The 24,440-nt window shown below is 66.9% G+C and carries 22 protein-coding genes; 9 read left to right on the top strand and 13 right to left on the bottom strand.

What is annotated here, in order from left to right; all coding sequences use genetic code 11:
• Together B1964_RS31210 and B1964_RS22945 are read left to right on the top strand one after the other, a co-directional pair.
• On the top strand, nt 1-664 hold a 664-nt coding region (locus tag B1964_RS31210; protein ID WP_253194138.1), incomplete at its 5' end, for a hypothetical protein.
• A gap of 108 nt (nt 665-772) precedes the next feature.
• The gene (locus B1964_RS22945) at nt 773-1,960 is read left to right on the top strand and encodes a GGDEF domain-containing protein (protein ID WP_079931402.1); all 1,188 of its coding nucleotides are present in this window, start codon (nt 773-775) and stop codon (nt 1,958-1,960) included.
• Nucleotides 1,961-1,972: 12 nt separating this feature from the next.
• On the opposite strand, the gene B1964_RS22940 is transcribed toward B1964_RS22945, so the two are convergent.
• The gene (locus B1964_RS22940; protein WP_079931401.1) at nt 1,973-3,055 is read right to left on the bottom strand and encodes a sigma-70 family RNA polymerase sigma factor; all 1,083 of its coding nucleotides are present in this window, start codon (nt 3,053-3,055) and stop codon (nt 1,973-1,975) included.
• Nucleotides 3,056-3,580: 525 nt separating this feature from the next.
• Here B1964_RS22940 and B1964_RS22935 point away from each other — a divergent pair.
• The gene (locus B1964_RS22935) at nt 3,581-4,891 is read left to right on the top strand and encodes an ROK family protein (protein WP_026920390.1); all 1,311 of its coding nucleotides are present in this window, start codon (nt 3,581-3,583) and stop codon (nt 4,889-4,891) included.
• A gap of 236 nt (nt 4,892-5,127) precedes the next feature.
• Here B1964_RS22935 and B1964_RS22930 read toward each other — a convergent pair whose 3' ends face one another.
• Together B1964_RS22930 and B1964_RS22925 are read right to left on the bottom strand one after the other, a co-directional pair.
• On the bottom strand, nt 5,128-5,985 hold the full coding sequence (locus B1964_RS22930; protein ID WP_014358596.1) for an ABC transporter permease: 858 nt from the start codon (nt 5,983-5,985) through the stop codon (nt 5,128-5,130).
• Nucleotides 5,982-6,995: an ATP-binding cassette domain-containing protein gene (locus B1964_RS22925; RefSeq protein ID WP_079931400.1), complete on the bottom strand. Its 1,014-nt coding sequence runs from the start codon at nt 6,993-6,995 to the stop codon at nt 5,982-5,984. The genes B1964_RS22930 and B1964_RS22925 overlap by 4 nt, the downstream gene beginning before the upstream one ends.
• A 185-nt stretch (nt 6,996-7,180) precedes the next feature.
• On the opposite strand from B1964_RS22925, the gene B1964_RS22920 reads away from it, so the two are divergent.
• Genes B1964_RS22920 through B1964_RS22905 form a run of 4 tightly spaced genes read left to right on the top strand, consistent with a single transcriptional unit; the run spans nt 7,181 to nt 10,323 of the window.
• A complete protein-coding gene (locus B1964_RS22920) occupies nt 7,181-7,600 on the top strand; it encodes a TOBE domain-containing protein (protein ID WP_006369370.1) in 420 nt (139 codons plus the stop codon).
• A 55-nt stretch (nt 7,601-7,655) separates the two neighbouring features.
• On the top strand, nt 7,656-8,423 hold the full coding sequence (gene modA, locus B1964_RS22915; protein WP_006369371.1) for a molybdate ABC transporter substrate-binding protein: 768 nt from the start codon (nt 7,656-7,658) through the stop codon (nt 8,421-8,423).
• 17 nt (nt 8,424-8,440) lie between these two features.
• Nucleotides 8,441-9,223, top strand: coding sequence for an ABC transporter permease (locus tag B1964_RS22910; protein ID WP_006369372.1), 783 nt, complete (start codon nt 8,441-8,443; stop codon nt 9,221-9,223).
• 5 nt (nt 9,224-9,228) lie between these two features.
• On the top strand, nt 9,229-10,323 hold the full coding sequence (locus B1964_RS22905) for an ATP-binding cassette domain-containing protein (protein ID WP_253194139.1): 1,095 nt from the start codon (nt 9,229-9,231) through the stop codon (nt 10,321-10,323).
• On the opposite strand, the gene B1964_RS22900 is transcribed toward B1964_RS22905, so the two are convergent.
• Nucleotides 10,296-11,225: an adenylate/guanylate cyclase domain-containing protein gene (locus tag B1964_RS22900; protein ID WP_079931398.1), complete on the bottom strand. Its 930-nt coding sequence runs from the start codon at nt 11,223-11,225 to the stop codon at nt 10,296-10,298. The two genes, B1964_RS22905 and B1964_RS22900, sit on opposite strands and share 28 nt — an antisense overlap.
• 76 nt (nt 11,226-11,301) lie before the next feature.
• Nucleotides 11,302-12,471, bottom strand: a complete 1,170-nt coding sequence (locus tag B1964_RS22895; RefSeq protein WP_079931397.1) for a TetR/AcrR family transcriptional regulator — start codon at nt 12,469-12,471, stop codon at nt 11,302-11,304.
• A 130-nt stretch (nt 12,472-12,601) separates the two neighbouring features.
• Here B1964_RS22895 and B1964_RS22890 point away from each other — a divergent pair, with 130 nt between their 5' ends.
• Together B1964_RS22890 and B1964_RS22885 are read left to right on the top strand one after the other, a co-directional pair.
• Nucleotides 12,602-13,813: an acetyl-CoA C-acetyltransferase gene (locus tag B1964_RS22890; RefSeq protein ID WP_006369376.1), complete on the top strand. Its 1,212-nt coding sequence runs from the start codon at nt 12,602-12,604 to the stop codon at nt 13,811-13,813.
• A 33-nt stretch (nt 13,814-13,846) separates the two neighbouring features.
• Complete coding sequence (locus tag B1964_RS22885) at nt 13,847-16,018, top strand: 3-hydroxyacyl-CoA dehydrogenase NAD-binding domain-containing protein (RefSeq protein ID WP_020172599.1); 2,172 nt, start codon at nt 13,847-13,849, stop codon at nt 16,016-16,018.
• A gap of 153 nt (nt 16,019-16,171) precedes the next feature.
• Here the strand turns inward: B1964_RS22885 and B1964_RS22880 are convergent, their stop codons facing one another.
• The 8 genes from B1964_RS22880 to B1964_RS22845 form a co-directional block, all read right to left on the bottom strand.
• Nucleotides 16,172-16,888 carry a slipin family protein gene (locus B1964_RS22880; RefSeq protein WP_026920389.1) on the bottom strand — a complete coding sequence of 239 codons (717 nt, stop codon included), beginning with the start codon at nt 16,886-16,888 and terminating at the stop codon, nt 16,172-16,174.
• Nucleotides 16,889-17,192: 304 nt separating this feature from the next.
• Nucleotides 17,193-17,828: a response regulator transcription factor gene (locus B1964_RS22875; RefSeq protein WP_079931404.1), complete on the bottom strand. Its 636-nt coding sequence runs from the start codon at nt 17,826-17,828 to the stop codon at nt 17,193-17,195.
• Complete coding sequence (locus B1964_RS22870) at nt 17,828-19,012, bottom strand: sensor histidine kinase (protein WP_253194137.1); 1,185 nt, start codon at nt 19,010-19,012, stop codon at nt 17,828-17,830. Before B1964_RS22870 ends, B1964_RS22875 begins: the two co-directional genes overlap by 1 nt.
• Nucleotides 19,013-19,062: 50 nt before the next feature.
• Nucleotides 19,063-19,959, bottom strand: coding sequence for an ABC transporter permease (locus B1964_RS22865; protein ID WP_253194136.1), 897 nt, complete (start codon nt 19,957-19,959; stop codon nt 19,063-19,065).
• Nucleotides 19,956-20,909 (bottom strand): ABC transporter ATP-binding protein, encoded by a 954-nt coding sequence (locus B1964_RS22860; RefSeq protein WP_079931403.1) that lies wholly within the window; start codon nt 20,907-20,909, stop codon nt 19,956-19,958. Before B1964_RS22860 ends, B1964_RS22865 begins: the two co-directional genes overlap by 4 nt.
• Before the next feature lie 194 nt (nt 20,910-21,103).
• Entirely contained in the window at nt 21,104-21,961 is an 858-nt protein-coding gene (locus B1964_RS22855; RefSeq protein ID WP_079931396.1) for an alpha/beta fold hydrolase, read from the bottom strand.
• 48 nt (nt 21,962-22,009) lie between these two features.
• Nucleotides 22,010-22,981, bottom strand: coding sequence for a R2-like ligand-binding oxidase (locus B1964_RS22850; RefSeq protein WP_079931395.1), 972 nt, complete (start codon nt 22,979-22,981; stop codon nt 22,010-22,012).
• A gap of 81 nt (nt 22,982-23,062) precedes the next feature.
• On the bottom strand, nt 23,063-24,440 hold a 1,378-nt coding region (locus B1964_RS22845), incomplete at its 5' end, for an MMPL family transporter (protein ID WP_172398934.1).

Raw genomic sequence — 24,440 nt, 5'->3', positions numbered from 1 at the left:
CCCCGACGATCCCGTACGCCTGCGGGTCGGCCTGACCGTGCCGCACCAGATAGATGACACCCATGAACCGAGCCTATTGGGGGCCTCGACGTCGGTGACCTCGAGGGTGGGCATGACCTCTGCCGATGACTTCGCGGGTGCCGACGGGTCAGTCCTAGGTGACCATGCACAGCTGCGATCCCCCGACACCCTTCTCCGGACGGCGCGGACGGCGCAGTTCCGGACCGGGCGGTGGGTGGTGGCGCCGATGATGTTCGTCAATCTGCCCGTCGCCGACGTGTCGCGATCGCGCGAGTTCTTCGGCCGGCTCGGATTCGTCTTCGACGAGATGTTCTGCGATCGGTCCACCCTGTGCATGTCGGTGAACCAGCAGACGATGGTGATCATGCACCGCCGCAACCGTTTCTGCGGCTACGCGTCGTCGCCGGTGGCTGATCTGCGAGCCGGGCGGGAGGCAGTTCTGGCGTTGTCGGCGTCGTCTCGGACCGAGGTGGACCGATGCGCCGACGCGGCGTTCGACGCCGGGGCCACGCCGCTGCGTGCCGCCGACGACCTCGGCTTCATGTATGCCCGCAGTTTCTGCGACCCCGACGGGCACGCCTGGGAGTTCGTGTGGATGGACGGCGCGCAGATCGCCGGCGAGCCGGGTTGGCGAAGTGAATGACCGATAGCTGACTCGGCAGTAACGTTGCGCCTGCCGAATGCGATTATTTGTTTCAGCGAATCGCGATGGTCCGTTCCGGGCACCGGATGCGGTGGGGAGGACCACGAGGTGGAGAAGACGCACACAGGCAAGTCGCATACAGGCGAGTCGCACGCAGGCGAGTCGCACGCAGGGCAACAACCGAGTGGAGTCGGTCGCCGGCCGGTTCGTGACCTCATTCGCGAATGGTCACGCTCCGGCGACGAGGGCCGGTGGCTACGCGAGTTCTGCGCGCGGCGCGGGTGGGGACGATTCCTGGCGCACTGCTGTGCCCTCGGCGGGCTGGCGATGGCTCTGGCGGTGCTGTTCAATGCGATCGTGGGCGCGCAACTGGCCTACTCGAGCAGCCGGTTGGTCATGTGGATCTGCGTGGCGGTGGGGGTGCTGTGGGCGCTGCGCTGGCTGGGGCCATGGCCCAGCCAGCGCGAGATCGTCGGGCTGGTCATCGTCGGGGACATCACCATCGGCGCCGCCTGTCTGCAACACTCCGACCGCATCACCGGTATCGCCGGCATCTCGTTCTTCGCCGTCCTCGGCATCGTGGTGGCACTGTTCTCCACCCCGAGCGTGCAGGCCGTCCACCTCACCGTCACGGGCGTGGTGCTCGTGGTCCTGCTGATCTTGCTGGGCCGGGAGCAGGGTATCGCCGTGCTCGTCGGGGTCGGGATGCCGAAGGCGTTGGGGGAGATGATGGTGTGTGCGGGCCTGCCGGTCGTGCAGTTCGCATACTGGGTGATGCGTACCAACGCCGACGACTCACTGTGCGATCCGTTGACCGGCGTCGCCAACCGGCGTGGCCTCGTCGACCATCTGGCACGTCTCGACGCCGAGTCCGTGGTGCACCCGGTCTCCGGTGAGGCGTGCGGCGTGATGTTGGTCGACGTCGACGACTTCAAACACGTCAACGACACCTTCGGGCACGGTGCCGGCGACGCCGCGCTCACCCGGGTGGCTGACGTACTCACCGAGGTCTTCGGTCCCGAGGCACTCATCGCGCGCGTCGGTGGCGACGAATTCGTGGTCATCGGCCGGGTCGGCGATCACCGGTTCCGGGCATGCGCCCGGGCCGCCGCCCGCGCGATCAGTGCGTTCCCGGACCCGTCGATCACGGTGTCGACCGGAATCGCCACCGCAGCAGAGCCGTTGTCGGCCAACCTGTTCGACGAGCTGGTCGAACAGGCCGATCAGGCCATGTACCGGGCGAAGGGTCGCGGGCGCCCGCGGCGAGATGGAGTGGCGTCGGAGAACATCGCGTGACGGGCGGGCGACTCAGTCCGGCTGGTGATACGCGCTGGGGCCGGCCGCGGCAGGAGCGTCGTACGGGGTGGCCGGGAGCCCGAAGCGGGCGAAGTCCTGCTCCATGGTCTCGCTGAAGAAGGCGACCACGTGGGCGACCGCACGGGCTTCGGGGTCCAACTCGAGAACCTGCAGTTGGAACGGACGATGGACGCCGTCGGGCTCGCGCATGTACAAACCGAAGGCCGGCTGCCCGTTGGCGATGGTGGGCAGCAGGATCTGATCGCCTGCCTTCTCGGCAGGGCAATTGCCGCGGATGAGCGTGCCGATGGCTTCGCCGCCGAGATACCAACCGGTGAACGGCGGCATCTCCCAGATCGAGGAATCGGTGAACATGTCGACGATGGCGTCGACGTCGTAGCGTTCGAAGGCCGACACGTACTTGGCCAGTAACTCGCGCTTCGCGTCGTCATCGAGTGTGGATGCCGAATCCTCTTCGGTGCGAACATTTTTCAGCTGCTCCCGAGCGCGCTGAAGCAGACTGTTGACGGTGGCGGTGGTGACGCCGATGGTGTCGGCGACCTCGGCTGCCTTCCACTGCAACACATCCCGCAGGATCAGAACGGCGCGCTGACGCTCGGGCAAGTGCTGCAGGGCGGCGATGAACGCGAGACGAATGGATTCGCGTGCGCCGACGACATAGGCGGGGTCGGCGTCGTCGCCCGGCGTGATCTCGTCGACGGTGCCGGCGTACGGCTCGAGCCAGGGGACCTCGTGGTCCTGGGTGAGGGTGTCGGTGGGGTCGTACGCGTCGCCGCCGAGTCCGGACGGCAGCGGGCGACGCTGGCTGCTGCCCAGCGCCGTCAAGCAGGTGTTGGTGGCGATCTTGTGCAGCCAGGTGCGGACCGACGCGCGCCGGTCGAACTTCGCATACCCGCGCCACGCGCGTAGATAGGTTTCCTGGGTGAGATCCTCGGCGTCGTGATGCGACCCCATCATGCGGTAACAGTGGGCGATGATCTCGCGGCGGAAGGGCTCGGTGGCCGCCAGGAACTCGGCGTCGGAGGGGCCGGAGGCCAGAGTCGTCGCCGGAGGAGTGGCGGGGGTGACGGACATGCAGACAAGGCTACGACGGCCCCCTGACAGCTTCCAGGCGATTGACAGACTCACGACCCGGTGGCGGGCCCCGGCGACTTTTGTGCGGCGTGCGTCAAACCCGGGTCGGCGCACCACGGTCGGCCTATCATCGCCGGTGAGCGCCCATGTGTGCAGGTCAGGGCGCGTGTTGCCAGGTGTGACGTGTGCACGTGCGCGCTTGCGGATGCGGCGCGCCGATTGCTAGCTTGAGGTCCATGACGTGCAGCGAGAACAGCCGCATCCCGGAGGTGACCTACATGATCACCGCCCTGGGTTGTCGTCTGCCGTTCGCTCGTGTCCTGTGTTGTTGTCGAATGTCCTGATCGCCGAGTCTCTCAGCGTCCTTTCCCGACGCCCGCGATCTCCTTCGCCTCTTTGACAACCCTTCCCACAACAACGCCATTCGCGGTGCTGAAAGCCTCGGCGCCGCAGCCCCCCGTCGAGACACTCGACCGTTGGACGCCGATGGCAGCCTGTGGCACATTCACGAGGACACATTCACTCATGACCGCAACGATCGACCACCGCACCCGCACCACCGCTCCGTCGCCCGCCTCGCCGCGCGTCGTCCGGCCCCGTCCGATCCCCGGTGGTTCCGCCCGGGTCGATACGCGGGCGCTGCGCAAGGGGGGTCGAGGCATCCACGTAGCGACCCCGCAACTCGAACTCTCCACCAAGCCCTCGGCGCTGGTGCTGCGTACCGCCCGACTCTCGGGCCCGGTGTTCCGGGACGAAGCCGCCGAACTTACCGGACTGTCCATCTCGACGGTCAACCGCCAGGTTGGCGCACTGCTCAAGGCCGGACTGCTGCGTGAACGCGCCGATCTCGCACCGGCCGGCGCCATCGGGCGGCCGCGACTGCCCTTCGAACTCAACGTCTCGACGTTCCTGACCCTGGGCATCCACATCGGTTACAAGGTCACCTCCATCACCACGCATGATCTGCTCCACCGCGTGGTCGGCGCGATCCAGATCCCCACCCCGATCGCCGACACCCCGGAACAGACCCTCGCCGCAATCGGCGAGAGCGCCCAACGCTTTCTCGGCCGCTGGACCACTCGTCGCGTCCTCTGGGCCGGCGTCGCCGTCGGCGGTCGGGTGTCGCCGGGCGGATTCGTCGACCACCCACGCCTGGGCTGGGAGAACGCTCCGGTCGGGCAGGTCATCGCCGAGTCGGTGGGGCTGCCGGTGTCGGTGGCGTCGCATGTGGAGGCCATGGCCGCCGCCGAGCTCGTCGTGAACCCCAGCGGTTCCGACGCCGATCAGCGGTCGAGCTTCCTGTACTTCTACGCCCGCGAGATGGTCGGGATCGCCTTCAGCGTCGACGGCACCGTGCACACCCCTGCCGGAGGGCCGCCGGTGATCGGGCACTTCCCTGCGTCGGGTACCACGCTGCTCGACCCGAACCGGACCGGTCGGCTCGAGCCCACCGTGTCGGATACGGGTGTCGTCGAGGCGGCGCAGTCGCTGAATCTGCCGGTCAACGACATCGAGGGGGTGCTGGCTCTGGCCCGCAGCGGTGACGCGACCGCCCGCGCCCTGCTCGAGGAGCGAGCCCAGGTACTCGGCCGTACGGTGGCGCTGATCGCCGACATCTTCAACCCCGATCACGTGATCCTCGGTGGGCAGGCCTTCACCGACTACCCGACGACCCTGCCCGTCGTCGCCGGATCGCTGCGGGAGACCTCGGTGGTGCCCAATCGCGATGTCCGCGTCTCGCATTCGGGCACGACGGTCCAGCAGCAGGCAGCCGGTGCGGTCTCCCTCGACGCCGTCTACAGCGATCCGCTCGCCGCGCTCGCAGTCACGGAGTAGTACGGAAACAGCCTCGGCGCAAGGGGGTCTCGAGGCTTCGTCGCTATCGCTCCTACGCACCTCGACCATCGGGGTGGGATGGTCGCTTGCCGTTGGTCGAGGTGTGACGAGCCCCCTGGGGCGAAGAGCCTCGAGACCGTTGTCGGCCGGTGCTGGTTCGGAATCGGCGTCGGCGCAGGGGGTCTCGAACCGGTGGTAAGCACGTCGACCATCGGCGGCGGGTGCTCCCTGCCGGGTCAGTCGGCCGTGCGCTTGGCGTAGTTGCGCAATGCGAACGGGGAGAAGATCGCGGTCAGGATGATCGCCCAGATGAGCGTTGCGAGTTCGGGATGACGCAGCGGCCAGGCGGCGTCGGCCGCGGCGTCGGGGCCGTTGCCCCAGAGCACGCGCATCGCCTGAACCAGCGCCGACATCGGGTTCCATTCGGCGATCGCCCGCAGCCACGACTGCATGTTCTGCGTGGGCACGAAGGCGTTGGAGACAAAGGTGATCGGGAACAGGATCGAGAACATGAACCCGTTGACGGCCTCGACACTGCGCAGCCACGAACCGATCAGCACACCGAACCAGATCATCCCGAAACCGAAGAGCAGCACCAGCGCGAAACCCAACGCGCCCTCGGCGACCGAGGTGGTGATCCGCCAGCCGATGATCAGCCCGGTCAGGGCCATCACGACGATGCCGATCGAGGAGTGGATCAGGCTGGCGATGCTGCGTCCGACCAGCACCGACGACCGGCGGATGGGCAACGACCGGAAGCGGTCGACGATGCCCTTCTCCAGGTCGGCGGTGATCCCGGTGGCGACGATGAACGCGGTGAACACGATCGTCTGTCCCATGATGCCGGGCAACAGATATTCCTTGTAGCTCACCCCGGGTACGCCGAGGCTGATCGCCGGACCGAAGACGAAGGCGAACAGCACCACGAACATGATCGGCTGAATCGTCACATCCGACAGCATCTCGGGCATGCGTCGGGTATGGATGAGATTGCGGCGCACCATGATCCAGGACTGCTGCGCCAGGTTCGTCTGGTGTACCGCAGGCCGGTCGGTACGGGCGGTCGCGGTGGTGGAGGCACTCGTGGTGGTCATGCTGCTCCTTCGTTGGCCGACTCGTCGTCGGCAGGGGCGTCTTCGGCGCGATGGCCGGTGAGGGAGAGGAAGACGTCGTCGAGGCTCGGACGGACCAGGCCGAGGTCGTCGACGGCGATCTGTGAGTCGTCGAACCAGCCGGCGATGCGCGTCAGATCCGACAATCCCGCGGCAGCGGTGGTGACGGTCCGCGCGTTCTCGTCGACGAAGACCTCGTTGCCGCTGCGCGACAGCAGGTCCCGTGCTTGCGGGAGGTCGGCGTCGTCGGAGACGGTGATCACCACGCTGGCCGCGCCTGCCTGTTGTTTCAGCTGCAGCGGCGTGCCGTGGGCGATGATCGCGCCGCGGTCGATGACGACGATGTCGTCGGCGAGCTGATCGGCTTCCTCCAGGTACTGGGTGGTCAGCAACAAGGTGGTTCCGGACTTCACCAACTCGCGCAACACGTCCCACAGTTCGTTGCGGCTGCGCGGATCGAGGCCGGTGGTCGGTTCGTCGAGGAACAGCACCGGTGGTGCGGCCAGGAGGCTCACGGCCAGGTCGAGTCGTCGGCGCATACCACCTGAGTACGAGCGGACCTGTTTGTCGGCGGCATCGGCCAACGAGAACTGTTCGAGGAGCTCGACGCTGCGCCGGGCGAGGTCGCGACGGCCGATGCCGTAGAGCCCGCCGATCATCTTGAGATTCTCGCGACCGGTGAGGATCTCATCCACGGTGGCGGCCTGCCCGGTCAACCCCATGTTCCGGCGCACCGCGTCGGGTTCGGCGATGACGTCGTGACCGGCGATGCGCGCGGTGCCACTGGTCGGGGTGGACAGCGTCGTCATCATGCGCACGATCGTCGTCTTGCCGGCGCCGTTGGGGCCGAGCAGGCCGAGAACCGATCCCGGGGCCACGGAGAACGACACGCCGTCGACGGCGGTGAAGTCGCCGAAGGTCTTGACCAGATCGACAGCTTCGATCGCGGGATGGTCGCCGAATGCGGCTCCTGAGGAGGGTGCTGCGGTCATGGTTCTCCACGCTAGTAGACGGAACGGGTGGGTTGGCCAACGATTTTCTCGGCGCCGGCAGTGCTCGCAGGTATGGACCGCGAGCGCATGCGCAATTCATCGGTGAACGAGCAAACACACGTCGAATACCGCGAATGCGGCTGGTGAGCGACGATCTCTCCGATTCTGCGGATAAGCTACGTGCCATGCCCTCGATCCGGATCCGTGATGCGGCGCTTCTGCTGGGAGTCAGCGACGACACCGTGCGGCGATGGATTGCGGCCGGAACGTTACCCGCGAGCACCGACAACGCTGCCGGGTCGGCCGGCGGGGTCACGACGGTCGACGGTGCGCGCCTGGCCGAGATCGCCGTCGAACGCGCCCACGCCGATGCCGCGACATCGCCGATGCTGACCTCGGCGCGCAACCGGTTCACCGGATTGGTCACCGATGTCGAGATGGACGGGGTGATGGCCAAGGTGGGTCTGCAATGCGGGCCGTTCGCCGTGACCTCGCTGATGAGCGCCGAGGCGGCCCGCGAACTCGAACTCGAGCCAGGTGTCGTGGCGACCGCGGTGGTCAAGGCGACCACCGTCATCGTCGAACGTGCCGCCGCGGATTTGTGACCCGTCGTTCAGTGAGCGATCCCGAAATCTCCCGTAACCCCGACAAGGAGTACAGATGACCACGGTTCGACGTGTGACCCGCTTGGCGTGCCTGGCGAGCGCCGCAGCGCTCATCACCGGCCTCGCGGCGGGTTGTTCTTCCGACGACAACGACAAGACCCCGCTGACGGTCTACGCGGCGGCGTCGCTGAAGAAGACGTTCACCGAGATCGAGACCGCCTATGAGAAGCAGCATTCCGACGTCGATGTCACGCTGAACTTCGCCGGGTCGTCGGCGCTGGTGAATCAGATCAAGCAGGGTGCCTCCGCCGATGTCATCGCGACCGCCGACGAACCGACCATGGGCAAGCTCGGCGGTCTCGTGAACGCGCCGCAGGTCTTCGCCCGCAACACCCTGGTGATCGTGACCGCGAACGGAAATCCCAAGCAGGTGCGGGATTTCGCGAGCCTTTCCGATCCGTCGATCCGCACCGTGGTGTGCGCCGTCGAGGTGCCCTGTGGTGCGGCCACCGCCGAGGTCGAACGCAATACCGGCGTCGACGTCAAGCCGGTGAGCGAGGAGTCGTCGGTGACCGCGGTACTCACCAAGGTCACCTCCGGTGAAGCCGACGCCGGACTGGTCTACGTCACCGACGCGAAGACGGTGCCCGGCAAGGTGACGGTGGTCGACGACGCAGCCTTCGGCAAGGTCGTCAACAACTATCCGATCGCGACGCTCAAGGCGAGCAAACATCAGCAGCAGGCAACCGATTTCATGAGCTTCGTGCTCGGCGAGACCGGTCAGAAGATCCTCACCGACGCCGGTTTCGCCGCGCCGAACTGACCCTCGCCGATCTCCGGATGCGCCGCGTTCCCCGATGGATTCATCTGCCCGCCCTGCTGGGGGTGGCGCTGATCCTCATCGGGCCCCTGGCGATCATCGTGCGGATGCCGTGGGGGATCTTCGTCTCCTCGGTGACCTCACCGGATTCCGTTGCGGCACTGCGGTTGGGGGTGGTCACCGCGGTGGTGTCCACCGTGGTCTGCGTGGTACTCGGGGTGCCGATGGCCATCGTGTTCGCCCGCTACGACGGCGTCGTCGTCCGGGTCGTCCGCGCACTGGTTCTGCTCCCGCTGGTGTTGCCGCCGGTGGTCGGGGGAGTGGCCTTGCTCTATGCGCTCGGTCGATACGGTCTCGTCGGACAGTACCTCGACCGCGTCGGCATCACGCTGGCCTTCACCACTCCGGCGGTGGTGATCGCGCAAACCTTTGTGGCACTGCCATTTCTGGTGCTCAGCGTGGAGGGCGCGTTGCGCAGTGGTGATCAGGGGTTCGAGCGGATCGCGGCGACTCTCGGTGCGTCACCGACGCGCACCCTGTGGCGGGTGACGCTGCCCATGGCGCGTCCGGCGCTGCTGGCCGGTGGGGTCCTGGCATTCGCCCGTGCACTCGGCGAGTTCGGTGCCACCATCACCTTCGCCGGGAACCTTCCCGGAACCACGCAGACCGCACCGCTCAAGATCTACCTCGACGCGATCAACGACCCGAGTCAGGCGTTGCCGCTCGCCCTGGTGTTGATGGTCGTGGCCCTGGTGATCGTCGTCGGTGTCCACCTGCGACGCTCGACCGTGGTGGCGGCGTGACCGGTATGGCGATGAATTCGCTGGAGCAGCAGGGTTTTCGAGCATCGGTGCGGTGCACTGTCCCCGATCTGGTCGCCGATATCGAGGTCGAGCCCGGCGACACCCTCGGCATCATCGGCCCGAACGGAGCCGGGAAGTCGACCTTGCTGTCGATCGTGGCGGGCCTGCGTCGCACCCCCGACTCCAGGGTCGCGGTCGGATCGCGAATTCTGCAGGGCGACCGGACCTTTGTCGAACCACACCGTCGATCGGTGGTGTTGCTCGAGCAGAAGGCCAGACTGTTCGGTCATCTGTCGGTGCGGCGCAACGTCGAATTCGGCCCGGCGGCGGCCGGGTTGTCGCGCAAGGACATCCGGAATCGAGCACAGCGCTGGCTCGACGCGGTCGGGGTGGCTGACCTCGCCGACCGAATGCCGTCGGGGCTGTCCGGTGGGCAGGCGCAGCGGGTTGCGATCGCGCGTGCGCTGGCCACCGAACCCGAGGTGCTGTTGCTCGACGAGCCGTTCGCCGCGCTCGATGTCGATGTGGCCCAACAGATGCGTTCGCTGATGCGTCATCTCCTCGCCGACCGTGCCGGGATGACGGTGCTGGTCACCCACGATCTGATCGACGTGGTCAGCCTCGCCGATCGGATCGCGGTGATCGACGACGCCCGCATCGTGCAGACCGGCCCCACCACCTCGGTGCTCACCCGGCCCGAATCGGCGTTCACGGCGTCGCTGGCCGGGACGAACCTGATCGTCGGGCAGTTGCGTGACGCCGGCACCGTTGTCGCCGACGACGGCATCCGGGTGGTCGGTACCGTGGTCGAATCCGCAGCCGCCGGTCGGGCGGCGGCGGCCTTCTCGCCGCGCGCGGTGGCGGTGTATCTCCGAGACCCGCAGGGCAGTCCGCGCAACAGTTGGTACGGAGTCGTGGAAGACGTGATACCGCAGGGTGATCGGGCGTTGGTCCGCACTCGATGCGGCGAGCACCGGATCGGGGCAGAGGTGACCTGGGCGTCGGTCGTCGACCTCGATCTGAGTCCGGGCACCGACGTCGTGCTGAGCGTGAAGGCCACCGAGGTCTCGGTCTACGGCGCTGCCGGATCACCCTCGTAGTACTTGTTGGCCTCGAGGACCTTGGCCCGCAGTTTGCGATACCCCCGCACCGACAGTGCTGAGATCGACCGCAGGTGAAAGGGTTGGGCGTCGGTGAGGTCGGCGGCAAGGGCCTCGTCGACCAGGACGGTACCCGGCCGGGCCGAACCACACAGGCGGGCAGCGATGTTGACCGGTTCACCGAAGAGGTCGCCGAGCCGGCTCAGGACGGCACCGCGGGCGAGCCCGACCCGTAGGGGTGGAATCGGTCCGTCGTCACTGAGTCGCTGGATCGCGAGCGCCGCGGCGGCGGCGTCGGCACTGTCGTCGAAGCTGAACATCACCGCGTCGCCGAGGGTTTTGATGACGTGACCGCCGCGGTCGGTGACGATGTCGAAGGTGCGCTCCTCGAAGTTCTCGAGTAGATCTTCGAGCTCGCCCATCCCGATGCGCCGCGACAGGCTTGTGTAGCCGACGATGTCGGCGAAACCGACCACGAGATCGTGCTTCTCGTCGGAGTCGCGGGCGACGTCGCGTTCGAGCGCGATCTTGAGGTGACGCCGCCAGATCAATCGCTGGATGACATCGATGGCGCCGATCATCTGCTCGCGGGTCCACGGGACGTCCGGATTGCGATCGAGATCCAGGATCTGGTCGGCCTGCCATTCGGTCAGCCGCGACATCGTTTGTCCGATCGCCCGGGCGGTGGCGATCTGGGCCTGCTCCGGCAGGGTCTCCTCGGAACTGGCGAACAGCCGCAAGGCGTCGACCTCGTCGGCGGTGAAGATCTTGTCGGTCGTGGTCCGATGCGCGAAACCGAAGGCGTTCCACAGCCTCTCGGCGTACTCCGGCGAGACTCCCAGCTCGGCGATGAGCTCGTCGCGGGAATAGCGTGGCTCACCGGGATCAGCGGCGGAACTCATCGGGGCGGCTCCCGTCGTCGTGGTCCCGGTGAGTCTAGCAACGGTGGTGGCGTACGCCGCTGACACGAGCCTCGTGTCAGACCCCCAGGACACCCTTCATCAGATATGCCATCCGGGCCGGGAAGTCGGGGCGCGAGGTGCCGCGTCGGACGCGGACGGCGTCGTTGACGATCGACAACGCGGCGTGTACGGCCACGCCTGCCTCCGGCCGGTCGAGGTCGGGATGGGTGCGCGTCATCAGGTCGACCCAGCGGGCGACGTAGTTGCGTTGGACGTCGAGGAGGTCGGCGGCGTCGGACTGGCCGATGAAGACCGCCGAGTTGTTGAAACCGACCGACAGGTCCGGGCTGGAGGTGAGCGTCGAGACGTACGAATCGACCAGCAGGGACAGGAGTTTCGCGCTGTCCGACGTGGTCGAATGAGCGGCCATCGCGCCGGCCTCCAGCCGGGTGGCGCTGCGCCGGCCGATGCCGACGAGGATGGCGAGCTTCGAGCTGAAGTGCCGGTAGACACTCGGACCGGTGATCCCCACCGCGGCGCCGATATCGTCAACGCCCACACCGGCATAGCCGCGTCGGGCGAACAATTCGGCTGCGGCGTCGAGGATCTCGTCGCGGCGGGTACGGGATCCGCCGGTCATCACCGGCGCCGGCACCATCGGCGGGGCCGAGTCGGGTCGCAGGGTGATCAGCCGATGCACGAGGATCTTGAGCTCGGCCAACGACCGGGTGGCCGACAGGCGCGCGTTGTGCACGCCCAGACTTCCGGCGACGCTCAGCGTCGCCCAACACAATTCGACGGCCTCGCGTTCGGGCATGCCGGTGCCCGCGGCGAGGACCCCGGCCCACCGGTGCATGACGCCGCGGATGCGCAGGACGATCACCCGGTTCTCCTCCTCGCTGAGGTGCTGGCTGGCCGAGCGCCACAGTGACGTGGCCGCGGGTCTGCGCACCCCGATCGAACACACCGCGTCGACGAGTTCCTCCGGGCTCGAGTCGGTGCCCTCGAGCAACCGGTCGGTGCACGCCTCCAACTCGTCCACGCCGCCCATCACCGCGGCCAACAGCAAGGCGTGCTTGTCGGCGAAGTGCCGGTAGACCGAGGGCGCGGTGACACCGGCCGCCCGCGCGATGTCGGCGAGGGCGACCTGGGTGTAGCCGCGCTCGGCGAATAGCGTCGCCGCGTGGTCGGCGAGCTGCCGCTTGCGGTCGGCCGGTCGGGCGCGGGTGGGCTTCGGGCTAGGCATGGTGAATCGACCATAGCGCAGAATTGCCGGTCCGGATCAAGTGTTGACCACCGGGTATGGCCAAATAAGTTATTCCGCGTTAGCCTGTCGTGGTAACCGTCTCCGGTTCATGTGAAAGGAACACAGCATCGTGGCCGATCAAGCATTCATCTACGAGGCGTTGCGTACGCCGCGTGGCAAGCAGCGCGGCGGAGCGCTGCACAGCATCAAGCCGGTTGATCTCGCATCGGGGATCATCAACGAGGTTCTCGCCCGGCACGGGGGACTCGACCCGGCAGAGATCAACGACGTGATCTTGGGTGTCGTGTCGCCTGTCGGTGAGCAGGGCGGCGTCATCGCCCGCACCGCGGCTCTCAACAGCGGTCTGCCCGAGACCGTCCCCGGCACCCAGATCGACCGCTTCTGCGCGTCGGGCCTGGAGGCCACCAACATGGCGGCATCAAAGGTCGCCTCCGGCTTCGACGATCTGGTCCTGGCCGGCGGCGTGGAGTCGATGAGCCGTGTCCCGATGGGCTCCGACGGTGGCGCCCTGTTCATGGACCCGGCGACCGCCTATGACCACTACATCACCCCTCAGGGCATCGGTGCCGACACCATCGCCACCATCGAGGGCTTCAGCCGCGAGGACGTCGACGCCTACGCCGTCGAGTCGCAGAATCGCGCCGAGAAGGCGTGGACGAGTGGTTACTTCGCCAAGTCGGTGGTTCCGGTTCGTGACATCAACGGTGTGATCGTGCTCGATCACGACGAGCACCGCCGTCCGGGCACCACCGTGGAATCGCTGGGCAAGCTCAAGCCCGCCTTCGCCGCGCTCGCCGAGATGGCCGGCTTCGACGACGTGATCATGCAGAAGTACCCCTTCCTCGAGAAGATCAACCACGTCCACACCGGCGGTAACAGCTCCGGCATCGTCGACGGTGCCGCGGTCGTGCTGCTGGGCAGTGAGGCGGCCGGCAAGCGCAACGGCCTGACCCCGCGCGGTCGCGTCGTGGCCTTCGCCGAGGTCGGCTCGGAGCCCTCGATCATGCTGACGGGTCCGACCCCGGCGACCGAGCTGGCGCTGAAGAAGGCCGGTCTGACCGTCGACGACATCGACGTGTTCGAGCTGAACGAGGCGTTCGCGTCGGTCGTCATGAAGTGGATGAAGGATCTGAAGATCCCGCACGAGAAGGTCAACGTCAACGGCGGCGCGATCGCGATGGGTCACCCGCTCGGTGCGACCGGCGCGATGATCTTCGGTACCTGCCTCGACGAGCTCGAGCGCACCGGCGGTCGCTACGGCCTGGTCACCCTGTGCATCGGCGGCGGCATGGGCGTCGCGACCATCATCGAGCGTCTCTGACGGCCACCTCACCAAAGGAATCTGCGAAAAACCATGAGTGACAACATGATCAATTGGGAGAAGGATGCCGACGGCGTCGTCATCCTGACCATGGACGACAAGAGCCAGGGCGCCAACACCATGAACCAGACGTTCATGGACTCGATTGCCGCCACGGTGGATCGTCTCGAGGCGGAGAAGGACGACATCACCGGTGTCGTCATCACCTCGGCGAAGAAGACCTTCTTCGCCGGCGGCGACCTCAAGGACATGACCGCCGAGCAGACCCAGACCAAAGAGGAGATCGCCACCGCGATCACCGAGCGCACCAACGGCATGAAGAAGGTGCTGCGTCGGCTCGAGACCCTCGGCAAGCCGGTCGTCGCCGCCATCAACGGTGCCGCACTCGGTGGCGGCCTCGAGCTCGCGCTGCACACCCACCACCGCATTGCCGCGGACATCAAGGGTGTCCAGATCGGTCTGCCCGAGGTCACCCTCGGCCTGCTGCCCGGTGGCGGTGGCGTCGTGCGTACCGTGCGCCTGCTCGGCTTCCAGGCCGCGCTGATGAACGTGCTCCTGCAGGGCCCGCGGTTCAACGCCGCCAAGGCCAAGGAGACTGGTCTCGTCGATGAGCTCGTCGGCTCGGTCGAAGAACTCGTGCCGGCCGCCAAGGAATGGATCAAGGCGAACCCCGAAGCGGTCCAGCCGTGGGATGTCAAGGGCTACAAGATGCCCGGTGGTGCGGTCACCAATCCGTCGGTCGCGGCCAACCTGCCCGCCTTCCCGGCGATCCTGCGCAAGCAGATCAAGGGCGCCAACATGCCGGCTCCGCGCGCCATCCTGGCCGCGGCCATCGAGGGCGCCTACGTCGACGTCGACACCGCCGACATCATCGAGACCCGCTACTTCGTGTCGCTGGTGACCGGTCAGGTCGCGCAGAACATGATCAAGGCGTTCTTCTTCGACCTGCAGCACATCAACAACGGTGGCTCGCGGCCGGAAGGCTACGACAAGTACACCGCCAAGAAGGTCGGCGTCATCGGCGCGGGCATGATGGGTGCGGCGATCGCCTACGTCTCGGCCAAGGCCGGCATCGAGGTGGTCCTCAAGGACATCGACATCGAGGCTGCCAAGCGGGGCAAGGGCTACTCGGAGAAGCTCGAGGAGAAGGCGCTCTCGCGGGGCAAGACCACCAAGGAGAAGAGTGACGCGCTGCTCGCGCGGATCACGCCGACCGTCGACGCCGCCGATTTCAAGGGTGTCGACCTCGTCATCGAGGCCGCCTTCGAGTCGGTCGAGGTGAAGAACAAGGTGTTCCAGGAGATCGAGGACATCGTCGAGCCCGACGCCGTGCTCGGCTCGAACACCTCGACGCTGCCGATCACGATCCTCGCCCAGGGCGTCAAGCGCCAGGAGGACTTCATCGGTATCCACTTCTTCTCGCCGGTCGACAAGATGCCGCTGGTGGAGATCATCCGTGGTGAGAAGACCTCGGATGCGGTGCTGGCCAAGGTGATCGACTACACCCTGCAGATCCGCAAGACCCCGATCGTGGTCAACGACAGCCGCGGGTTCTTCACCAGCCGGGTCATCGGCACCTTCATCAACGAGGCCATCGCGGCCGTCGGCGAAGGTGTGGAACCGGCACTGGTCGAGCACGCCGGCACCCAGGCCGGATACCCGGCCGCACCGCTGCAGCTGTCCGATGAGCTGAATCTCATCCTGATGCAGAAGATCCGTAAGGAATCCCAGGCTGCCGCCGAGGCGGAGGGCAAGGAATTCCCGCAGCACGGATCGTTCGCCGTCATCGATTACCTCGTCGAGCAGGGCCGTCCCGGCAAGAAGGAAGGCGCCGGCTTCTACGAGTACGACGAGAACGGCAAGCGCGTGCGGCTGTGGCCGGGTCTGCGGGAGAAGTTCAACTCCGGAAGCAGCCAGCAGTCGCTCGAGGACCTCAAGGAGCGCATGCTCTTCGCCGAGGCCGTCGAGACCGCGCGCTGCATCGAGGAAGGTGTCATCACCTCGGTGCCCGACGCCAACATCGGCTCGATCTTCGGCATCGGCTTCCCGGCCTGGACCGGCGGTGTGGTGCAGTACATGAACCAGTACGAAGGCGGCCTGGCCGGCTTCGTCGAACGCTCGCGCGAACTGGCCAAGAAGTACGGCGCGCAGTTCGAGCCGCCGGCCTCGCTGGTGGAGAAGGCGAACAAGGGCGAGAAGTACTGAGCCGCTTGATGAGCTGAGCGATACGCGAAAGTGGGGGAAGAATCTTCTTCCCCCACTTTCGCTTTCGTCCGCAGGAAATCTCTGGGGGACGAGTGGGACACCCGGGGAAGAAACTTTCCTCCCCGGGTGTCGTCGTCGGTGGCGACGGTTGCGTCAGTCGTCGTCGGCCACCTGCGCGGCAGCCGAATCGCCCACTTGCGCAGCATCACCCACCGACAACACCAGCCTGGTGCCATGCGGCGCTTCCTGGACCAGGCGCAACTGTGCCAGTGCCGGGTGTGCGTCGAGCACGCGGCCGGCGTTGGCGAGTGAGCGCAATGCAGCCGTCTCCGCGCGTGCGGTCTCCAGCTTGGCCAGGCCGCGTGCCTTGGCGGAGATCAGCTCGGTTGCCGCCGAACGGATCTCACTCGGCACGATGACGTCCTTGAGGAGCGCCTCGGCGACGGTCACACCCACGGTCGCACCGACCGTTCGCGCAGCGGCGAGCACGACGCCCATGTCGACTGCATCACCACGTGCCATCAGATCCTCGAGCGACACCGACGCACAGGAGTCGCGCAGCGCAACCTGAGCCGAGAGGTAGATGGCCGACCAGGGGTCGTTGGACTGTTCGACGAAGGCGACGGGGTCGGTGATCGTCGCGCGCAGGGCCACCGTCACGCGAACCGACACTCCCTCGGCCGTGAGGATCTCCTGCGGTGCAACCGAGATGACGCGCGCACGCATGTCGAGCCAGGTGTGGGTTGCCGTCCGACGCCGACGGTACTGGCCGGGTGTCAAGGTCCGGGACAGTCGTCCACGGCGGTATTCGAGAACGCAATGGCCGGCCGGGACGGAGACCGTGGCGAATGCGGATGTGATGATGGACAAGGCGAACCTCCCTTCGGCGGCGGTGTATGGCGGCGGACACCGCCCGCGGGCGGGTGCGTCGGTGGGGACACGCGCGAGACCTCCACGCGTGGCCGCAGGACCGAGGCCCACCGGGGTTCCCGGGGGCGGTGCCGAGTGGGGAGTCGAACCCCGGTGCCGTAGCACGGACCGTAGCCATACCTTAAATGGATGCACGAGAGTACAACGCGCAGAACATGATCGACGGTACCCCGCGATCGGCTGCTCTCTCGTGCGGGAGTGAACTCTGCCAGGGCGGGTGGCGAGGGCGCAAGCGAATAAACGCTCAGCGGATCAAGCCGCGCTCGAAGGCCACCCGCACCGCGGCGGCGCGGTCCTTCACGCCGAGCTTGGGGTAGAGCCGCAGCAGGTGCGTCTTCACCGTGGCCTCACTGATCATCAGCTCGGCGGCCACCTGACGATTGGTGCCGCCACCGGCCACCGCCCGCAGCACCTCGCATTCGCGTTCGGTCAGCGCCTCGAACCGGTTGCGGCTCATCAGACTTGCCGAGGCACTCGGGTCGAGGACGCTCTGACCGGCTGCGGCGCGGCGTACCGCGGCGATGAGATCGGCACGCGGCGTCGCCTTGAGAAGGTATCCGTCGGCGCCTGCGTCGACCGCGGCCCGGATGTCGGTGTCGGTGTCGTAGGTGGTGAGCACGAGTATCCGTGGCGCGTCCGGGTTCTCGGCTCGCAGCACTCGGATCGCGCCCACCCCGTCGAGTTCGGGCATCCGTAGATCCATCAGCACGACGTCGGGGTGCAGTCGGGCGATCGTGGTGAGTGCCTCGGCTCCATCGGCGGCCTCGCCGATCACCGACATCCCGGGCTCCCGCTCGAGCATGCCGCGAATACCGTCGCGTACCACCGGGTGGTCGTCGACCACGACGATGCTGATCGTCGTATCCGTGGCGTCGCGCATCATCGCCTCGTCTCCGCTCGATCCGCCGAGTGCGGCGTGCCCACGCAATCGGTCGACGCCGGGAACGGTAGCGCCACCGAGATGACACAGCCGGCTCCCGGTTCGGCTTCGATCTCGAGTGTCCCGTTGATCAGCGCGGCGCGTTCGGCCATGGCGGTCAACCCGAAACCGCCGTCCGGACAACGCCGCGTCTCGTCGGGGGTGAAACCGCGCCCGTTGTCCCGGATGTCGAGCAGCAGGGTGTCGTCGAGGTAGGTCAGGGTCGTCACCACCTGGGTGGCTCCGGAATGACGGGCCACGTTGGCCAGTGATTCCTGGGTGATCCGCAGCAGCGCATCGTCGCCCACCAGCGGGCGTGGGGAGCCGTCGACCCGTAGCGTCGCCGCGATGTCGTGACGTCGGGAGAACAGTGCGAGTTGCTCCTGCAGGGCGGTGGCCAGGGACCGGGCGGCCAGCGGTAGCGGCTGCAGGGCGTTGACCGCTCGACGGGCCTCGCCGAGCCCTTCGCGCGCAAGGGCTTTCGCGTTCTCGACGCGATCGCGCACCGAGGAGGCGAGATCGTCCTCATCGATCGATTCGAGCTGGGTGACGACGGCGACGAAGCCCTGGGCGACGGTGTCGTGCAGCTCGCGCGCCAACCGGGCCCGCTCGTCGTGGACACCACTGCGGCGGGCCTGCTCGAGGAGCTCCTGCTGGAGTTCGGCGTTGCGAGAGCGTTCGGCGATCAGCTCGTCGGTGAGTTCGCGGCGCCGCAGCAGGGTGGACTCACGGGCATCGATGACGGCCACCACCGCCAGACCGATCACCACGTTGAGCGCCCAGCACAGGATCGAGGCCCACCACGGGTCGAGGAGATTGTGCCAGCCGTTGCGCTGGGTGGCGGTCATCAGCACACACGAGCCGGCGACGCACAGCAGCATGGGCGGCCCGGTGAACAGGGACGCGTAAAGCATGTAGCCGGCCCACGACGCGATCCCGGCCATCGGTGTCACGGCGATCGCGGCGGCCAGCAGTGCGGTGGTGATCCCGAACACCGTGAACCGCCGCCACATCGGCGTGATGTCGATCCGGATCCAGAATTCGGTGAACGCCATCAACGTCAGCATCAGGACGGCGCCGATCACATGGTGCAGATGGGTGGCCGGCACGAGCTGGGCGACCACCAGGCCCGCGAGAGTGAGCACGCGCAGCCCCCACACCTCCGATTGCGGCGGCAGCAACGTATCCGGCCAGGTCAGCGTCGTCCGGCAGTCGATCCACCGGCCGTGGGGCTCGCGTTCTCGAATGCGATGCAGGAGGATGCTGCGAGGCCGGGTGCTCGGTGGCCGTGGGTTGCGGCGTCGGGTGATGCCACGCGGGCGAGGGTGCAGCGCCGCGTGGCTCTCCGACGCGGCTCTTCCCACTGGAAGGTCCGCATCGCGATGATCGTGGCGAGTGCTCCCCACACGACCAGTGTGCCGAAGAAGACGATCGGGGGCCAGCCCGTGGTCGCCGTGTCCACCAATGCCTGGGTGCCCGCGCCCGACGGCGTCAGATTCGAGATCGTGTGCATCCATCCGGGCATCGTCGACCGCGGTATCCACAGGCCCGCGAAGAACTGCAACACGAAGAACGCGAGGGTACCGAATCCCGCTGCCACCTTGGCATTACGGAACAACGACGCGATCACCATGCCCAGGCCGAGAAATGCCCAGCACGACAGCAGATAGCTGACGACGAAGCCGAACAGATGGTGCGGCCACTGGCCGGAGATGATGCCGGGGATCACCACGATCAGCGCGAGGCACACCAGCGACACTCCCATGATGAGCACGAACTGGGCGGTCAACAGCAGGAAAGGGGAGACCGGGGTGGTGCGTAATCGCTTGAGCACACCCATTTCCCGGTACCGGGTGAGGACGTCGGGCAGCGCCTGGACGGCGAGCATCGACAGCACGAACAACACCAGGATGGGCTGGTACACCTGAAAGGTGCTCAGGCCTCCGAAGGAGCCGACGGGCTTGCGGGCGGCCGGGATGGCGGCGATCACGATCGCCGCGGCGACCGGCAGGATCACCGTCCAGAGGACGACACCCGGGTTGCGTACGAGAAGCCGGGCTTCCGAGGCGATCATGGCAGTGGCGGCGCTCATCGTCGGGCTCCTTGCGTCGTGTCGGTATCGGCGTCGGTTGGGGGGTCGGGCTCGGTTGCGGTGGTGAGCGCCAGGAAGGCGTCGTCGAGGCTGGGCTGGTCGACGCGCAGCTTGCGGCAGGCGATCCCGCGCTCGTGCAGCGCGATGATGACCGCCGACGCCACGTTGTCGGTTCCGGTGACGATCACCCTCTCGCCGCTGTGGTCGATGCGGTGGACGTCGGGTAACGCGCTCAGTGCGTCGACGTCGACAATGGCGTTGGGTACGAACGACATTCGCTGGTCGGCGTGCACCGACGCCGCCAACTCCGCCGGGGTGTCGAGCGCGACGACCCGTCCGTCGTCGATCACCGCGACGCGGTCGCACAGACGCTCGGCCTCCTCCATGAAGTGGCTGACGAGCAGCAGCGTGACGCCGGTGTCCTTGAGGTCCTCGAGCAGGCCCCATACCTCGCGGCGGGTGCTGGGGTCGAGGCCGGTGGTGAGCTCGTCGAGGATCGCGACCTTCGGATTGCCGATGAGCGCCAGTGCCACCGACAGCCGCTGTTTCTGCCCGCCCGAGAGCTTGGCGAAATAGGTGCGCTCGTGTGCGCGCATGTCGAGCCGCTCGAGCAGTTCCCGCCAGTCGCGCGGCGCTTCGTAGAAACTCGAATACAGGCGCATCACCTCACCGACGGTCTGCTTGTCGGGAAGTCGACTCTCCTGCAACTGGATTCCGAGTGCCTCCCGCAGGCCGCGGTCCTCGTCGGCCGGGTCGAATCCGGCGACGCGGACGTGCCCGCCGTCGCGTTTGCGAAGACCGCCGATGCACTCGACGGTCGTGGTCTTGCCCGCGCCGTTGGGGCCGAGGATGCCGAAGATCTCGCCCTGCGCCACCTCGAAATCGACACCACGAACGACCTGCTTGTCGCCGTAGCGTTTCGTCAGTCCTGCGACCTCGATCATTGCCATGACATCCAGCATGGCCGGATCGAGCGGGCAGCGGATCCACCGGATGACCACACCTCGGTCAACCGATCGGTGGACGCGGGGTGGGCTCGCGGCCTGAGGTGGTTCGGACGTTCCTCCCCAAGGTTCTCGTTCTTCCCCTGGCAATTTCTGAGGGAAGAACGAGAGTCTTGGGGAAGAATCGGAAAAGGGGCCGGTCAGCTCGCCAGGAACGCCGCCACCGTCGCCTCGAAGGCCTCCTTGGCCTCGATCATCACCCAGTGGCCACACCGCGGAAAGATGTGCAGTTGTGCGTCGGGGATCAGCCGCATCGGGGCCAGCGCCATGTCGGGCGGACTGACCCGGTCGTCGCGGCCCCAGGTGAGCAGCGTCGGGCAGGAGATCTTGTGCATCATCGCCCAGTACGGCGGGATGTCGGCGGTCGCCATGAACTGCTGTTGCATCTCGAAAGATGCTGAGCCGTACATCGTTCTGGCCGTGGCCAAGGCGTCGGGATTCATCGCCACCTCCCAGCGCTCACTGATGAGTTCCTCGGTGACCAGGGTGCGGTCGTAGACCATCGCGGTCAGCCAACGGACGAGTTTGTCGCGATCGGGGTCGTCCGCGAACTCCTGCAGGAGACGGAGGCCTTCGCTCGGGCTGGGGCTGAACAGGTTGGGGCCGACGCCGCCGATGGTCACCAGCTTCTCGACGCGATCGGGTTTGCGGATGGCCAGGTTCACCCCGACGACGCCGCCCATCGAGTTGCCGATCATCGGCGCCGAGGCGATCCCGAGTGCGTCCATGAAGGTGATCACCGACTTGCCGGCGGTCAGCACCGGCATACCCTCCCACGCATCGCTGACCCCGAAGCCGGGGAACTCGATGACGTAGCAGTGATGGGTCTGGGCGAAAAAGCCGAGGTTACCGCGGTAATTGCGCCATCCGGTCACGCCCGGGCCGGAGCCGTGGAGCAGGATCAGCGGCGGTGCATCGGCAGCGCCGGCCTCGTGGTAGCGCAGCACGCCCTTGTCGGTGGTCAGCTCGCGTCGGGTCGCGTCAAAGGAGACATCCACCCCCACAGACTAGAACGTGTTCTAGTTGTTTGTCATCGGGGTCGGCGGTCAGGTGCCGAGCGCTTCGGCTTCCTCCTCGCCGAACCGCTCCTCGAGTTCGGCAGGGGAGTAGTCGAGGTCGATCTCGGCGACGTCGCGACCGCGGGCCGACTCGATCGCATGCAGCCGTCGCTGCGCGCGATCGGCGGCGTAGGCGAGGAACTCGTTGTTGTCCAGGCCGAACGGTTGCTCGTCGAACTGCTCGTTGACCCACGTGATCATGCCCAGCGCCAACGGCATCAGCTCGCCCATCCGGGTGTTGATCGCCTCCCACAGCGAGTCGTCGGCGGCCACGTGACGACGGCAGGTGAACGTCCCCCAGGCCATGTGGCGCCGCTCGTCGTCGCCGATGAACCGGATCAACCGCTGCATGCCGGGGAAGATGCCGTGCCGGGTGCACACGGTCTGCCACGCGTGATAGCCCGTCAACGCCAGTGACCCCTCGATGACGTGGTTGTAGGTGACGCTGGCGCGGATCTGATGGAGCGGGGACGGGTCGTGGTCGAGGACGTGCAGGCTCTGCGGCAACTCCTCGTAGAACAGCTGACGGTAGTAGGGGTTGTCGGCGACGAAGGACTGCAGATCGTCGTCGAGCCCCACCGCATCCATCCACCGCCGGAACACCTGCGTGTGCTTGGCCTCCTCGAAGCAGAACTGCGACAGATACATCTCGTCGCCGAAGCGCCCCTCGGCGGCCATCGCCTTCATGAACGGCTGGATGTCCTGGGTGACGGCTTCTTCACCCGCGATGAACTGACTGACCAGAAACGTCGTGCTGCGTCGTTGCTCGTCGGTGATCTCGTGCCAATCCTCGGAATCACGGCTGAAGTCGATCGCGGCCGGATCCCAGAACCGCCCATTGCCTTTCACGAACAGCCGCAAGGGAAACGAGTCCCAGTTCAGTCCACCGCGACGCAGCGAGGCGAAGTCCGATCGCGTCGGGCTGGAGTGTTCGGCGAGAGGCTTCTGGGCGATGGTCATCGGGGGTCACCTGCTTTCCCTGTGCGGTGAGTCCGACGCTATCGGGTTACCCGCCGGTTGGGGTTCGGAATCGCTCAACCCTCAGGAAACATTGCCCTCCGACGCCCGAGTACCTGTGGTGACCGGATCGCCGGAGTCCTCGTCGGGCTCGGATCTCTTGTGGGACAGGCTGCTTGGCCACCAGATACGGCTCCCGATGTCCAGTGACAGGGCGGGTACGAGCAGGGTCCGCACGATCAGTGTGTCGACGAGGACGCCGAAGGCCACGAGGAACGCGACCTGCACGAGGAATAGCAGCGGGATCACCGCCAGGGCCGCGAAGGTGGCGGCGAGAACCACACCGGCAGAAGTGATGACGCCACCGGTCGAGGTCAACCCACGGATGATGCCCGCGCGGGTGCCGTGCCGGATCGATTCCTCACGCACCCGGGTCATCAGGAAGATGTTGTAGTCGATGCCCAGGGCGACGAGGAACACGAACGCGAACAACGGGACCACCGGGTCGGCGCCGGGGAAACCGAAGGGGCCGTTGAAGAGCAGGGCCGAGACACCGAGCGTGGTCGCGAACGACAACACCGTGGTCGCCAGCAACAAGACCGGCGCGAGGATGCTGCGCAGCAACAGGATCAGCACCGCGAGGACCACGATGAGCACGATCGGGATGATCAGATTGCGATCGTGGATCGCGGTGGTGCGCGTATCGAGGTCGACCGCCGTCGTACCACCGACCTTCGCGTCGGCCCCCTCGATCGCATGCACCTTGGTGCGGATGCGTTCGACGGTGTCCTGCGCGGCGAGGGACTCGGCGTTGTCCGACAGGGTGGCCTGCACCGCGACCTCGCCGTCGCGGACTACGGGCGCGCCGTTGCTGCTGAGCACACTGACCTGCGCGACGCCGTCGACACCGCGGGTCGCGGCGACGACCTCGTCGGCGCGATCGGCACGGGTGAGAATCCACGTCGGGGTGCCGGCACCGGCGTCGAAATGCTGTGCCTGCAGTTGCGCGCCGGCGACCGAGTCGACGTCCCCGAGGAAGAAGTCGGTCTGGGCGATGCCGTCGGCCTTGAACATCGGGGCGAACGACGCGCCGATGACCAGCAGGATCAACGTTGCGATCCACACGGTGCGGGGCCGCGCCGCGACCCACTGGGCGATCGCGTACCAGAAGCGATGGGTGTTCGAGGTGGCGTCGTCGAAGTCGGCGCTGGTGGCGCTGTTGCTCTTGGCGTCGGTCTTCGTGTCGGGGTCGGGCGTCTCGACCAGGTGCGGGCGCAACGGCCAGAACGCGGCTCGGCCGAGCAGGGCCAGTGCGGCCGGCAAGAAGGTCATCGACGCCAGGAACGAGGCGACGATCCCGAGCGCGGCGACCGGTCCGAGGCTGCGGTTGGAGTTGAGGTCGGAGAACAGCAGACACAGCACGCCGAGGATGACCGTGCCCGCCGACGCCGACACCGGCTCG

The sequence above is a fragment of the Gordonia sp. i37 genome (assembly GCF_002043085.1).
GTDB lineage: Bacteria > Actinomycetota > Actinomycetes > Mycobacteriales > Mycobacteriaceae > Gordonia > Gordonia polyisoprenivorans.
This window is presented reverse-complemented; position numbering and strand designations above follow the sequence as displayed.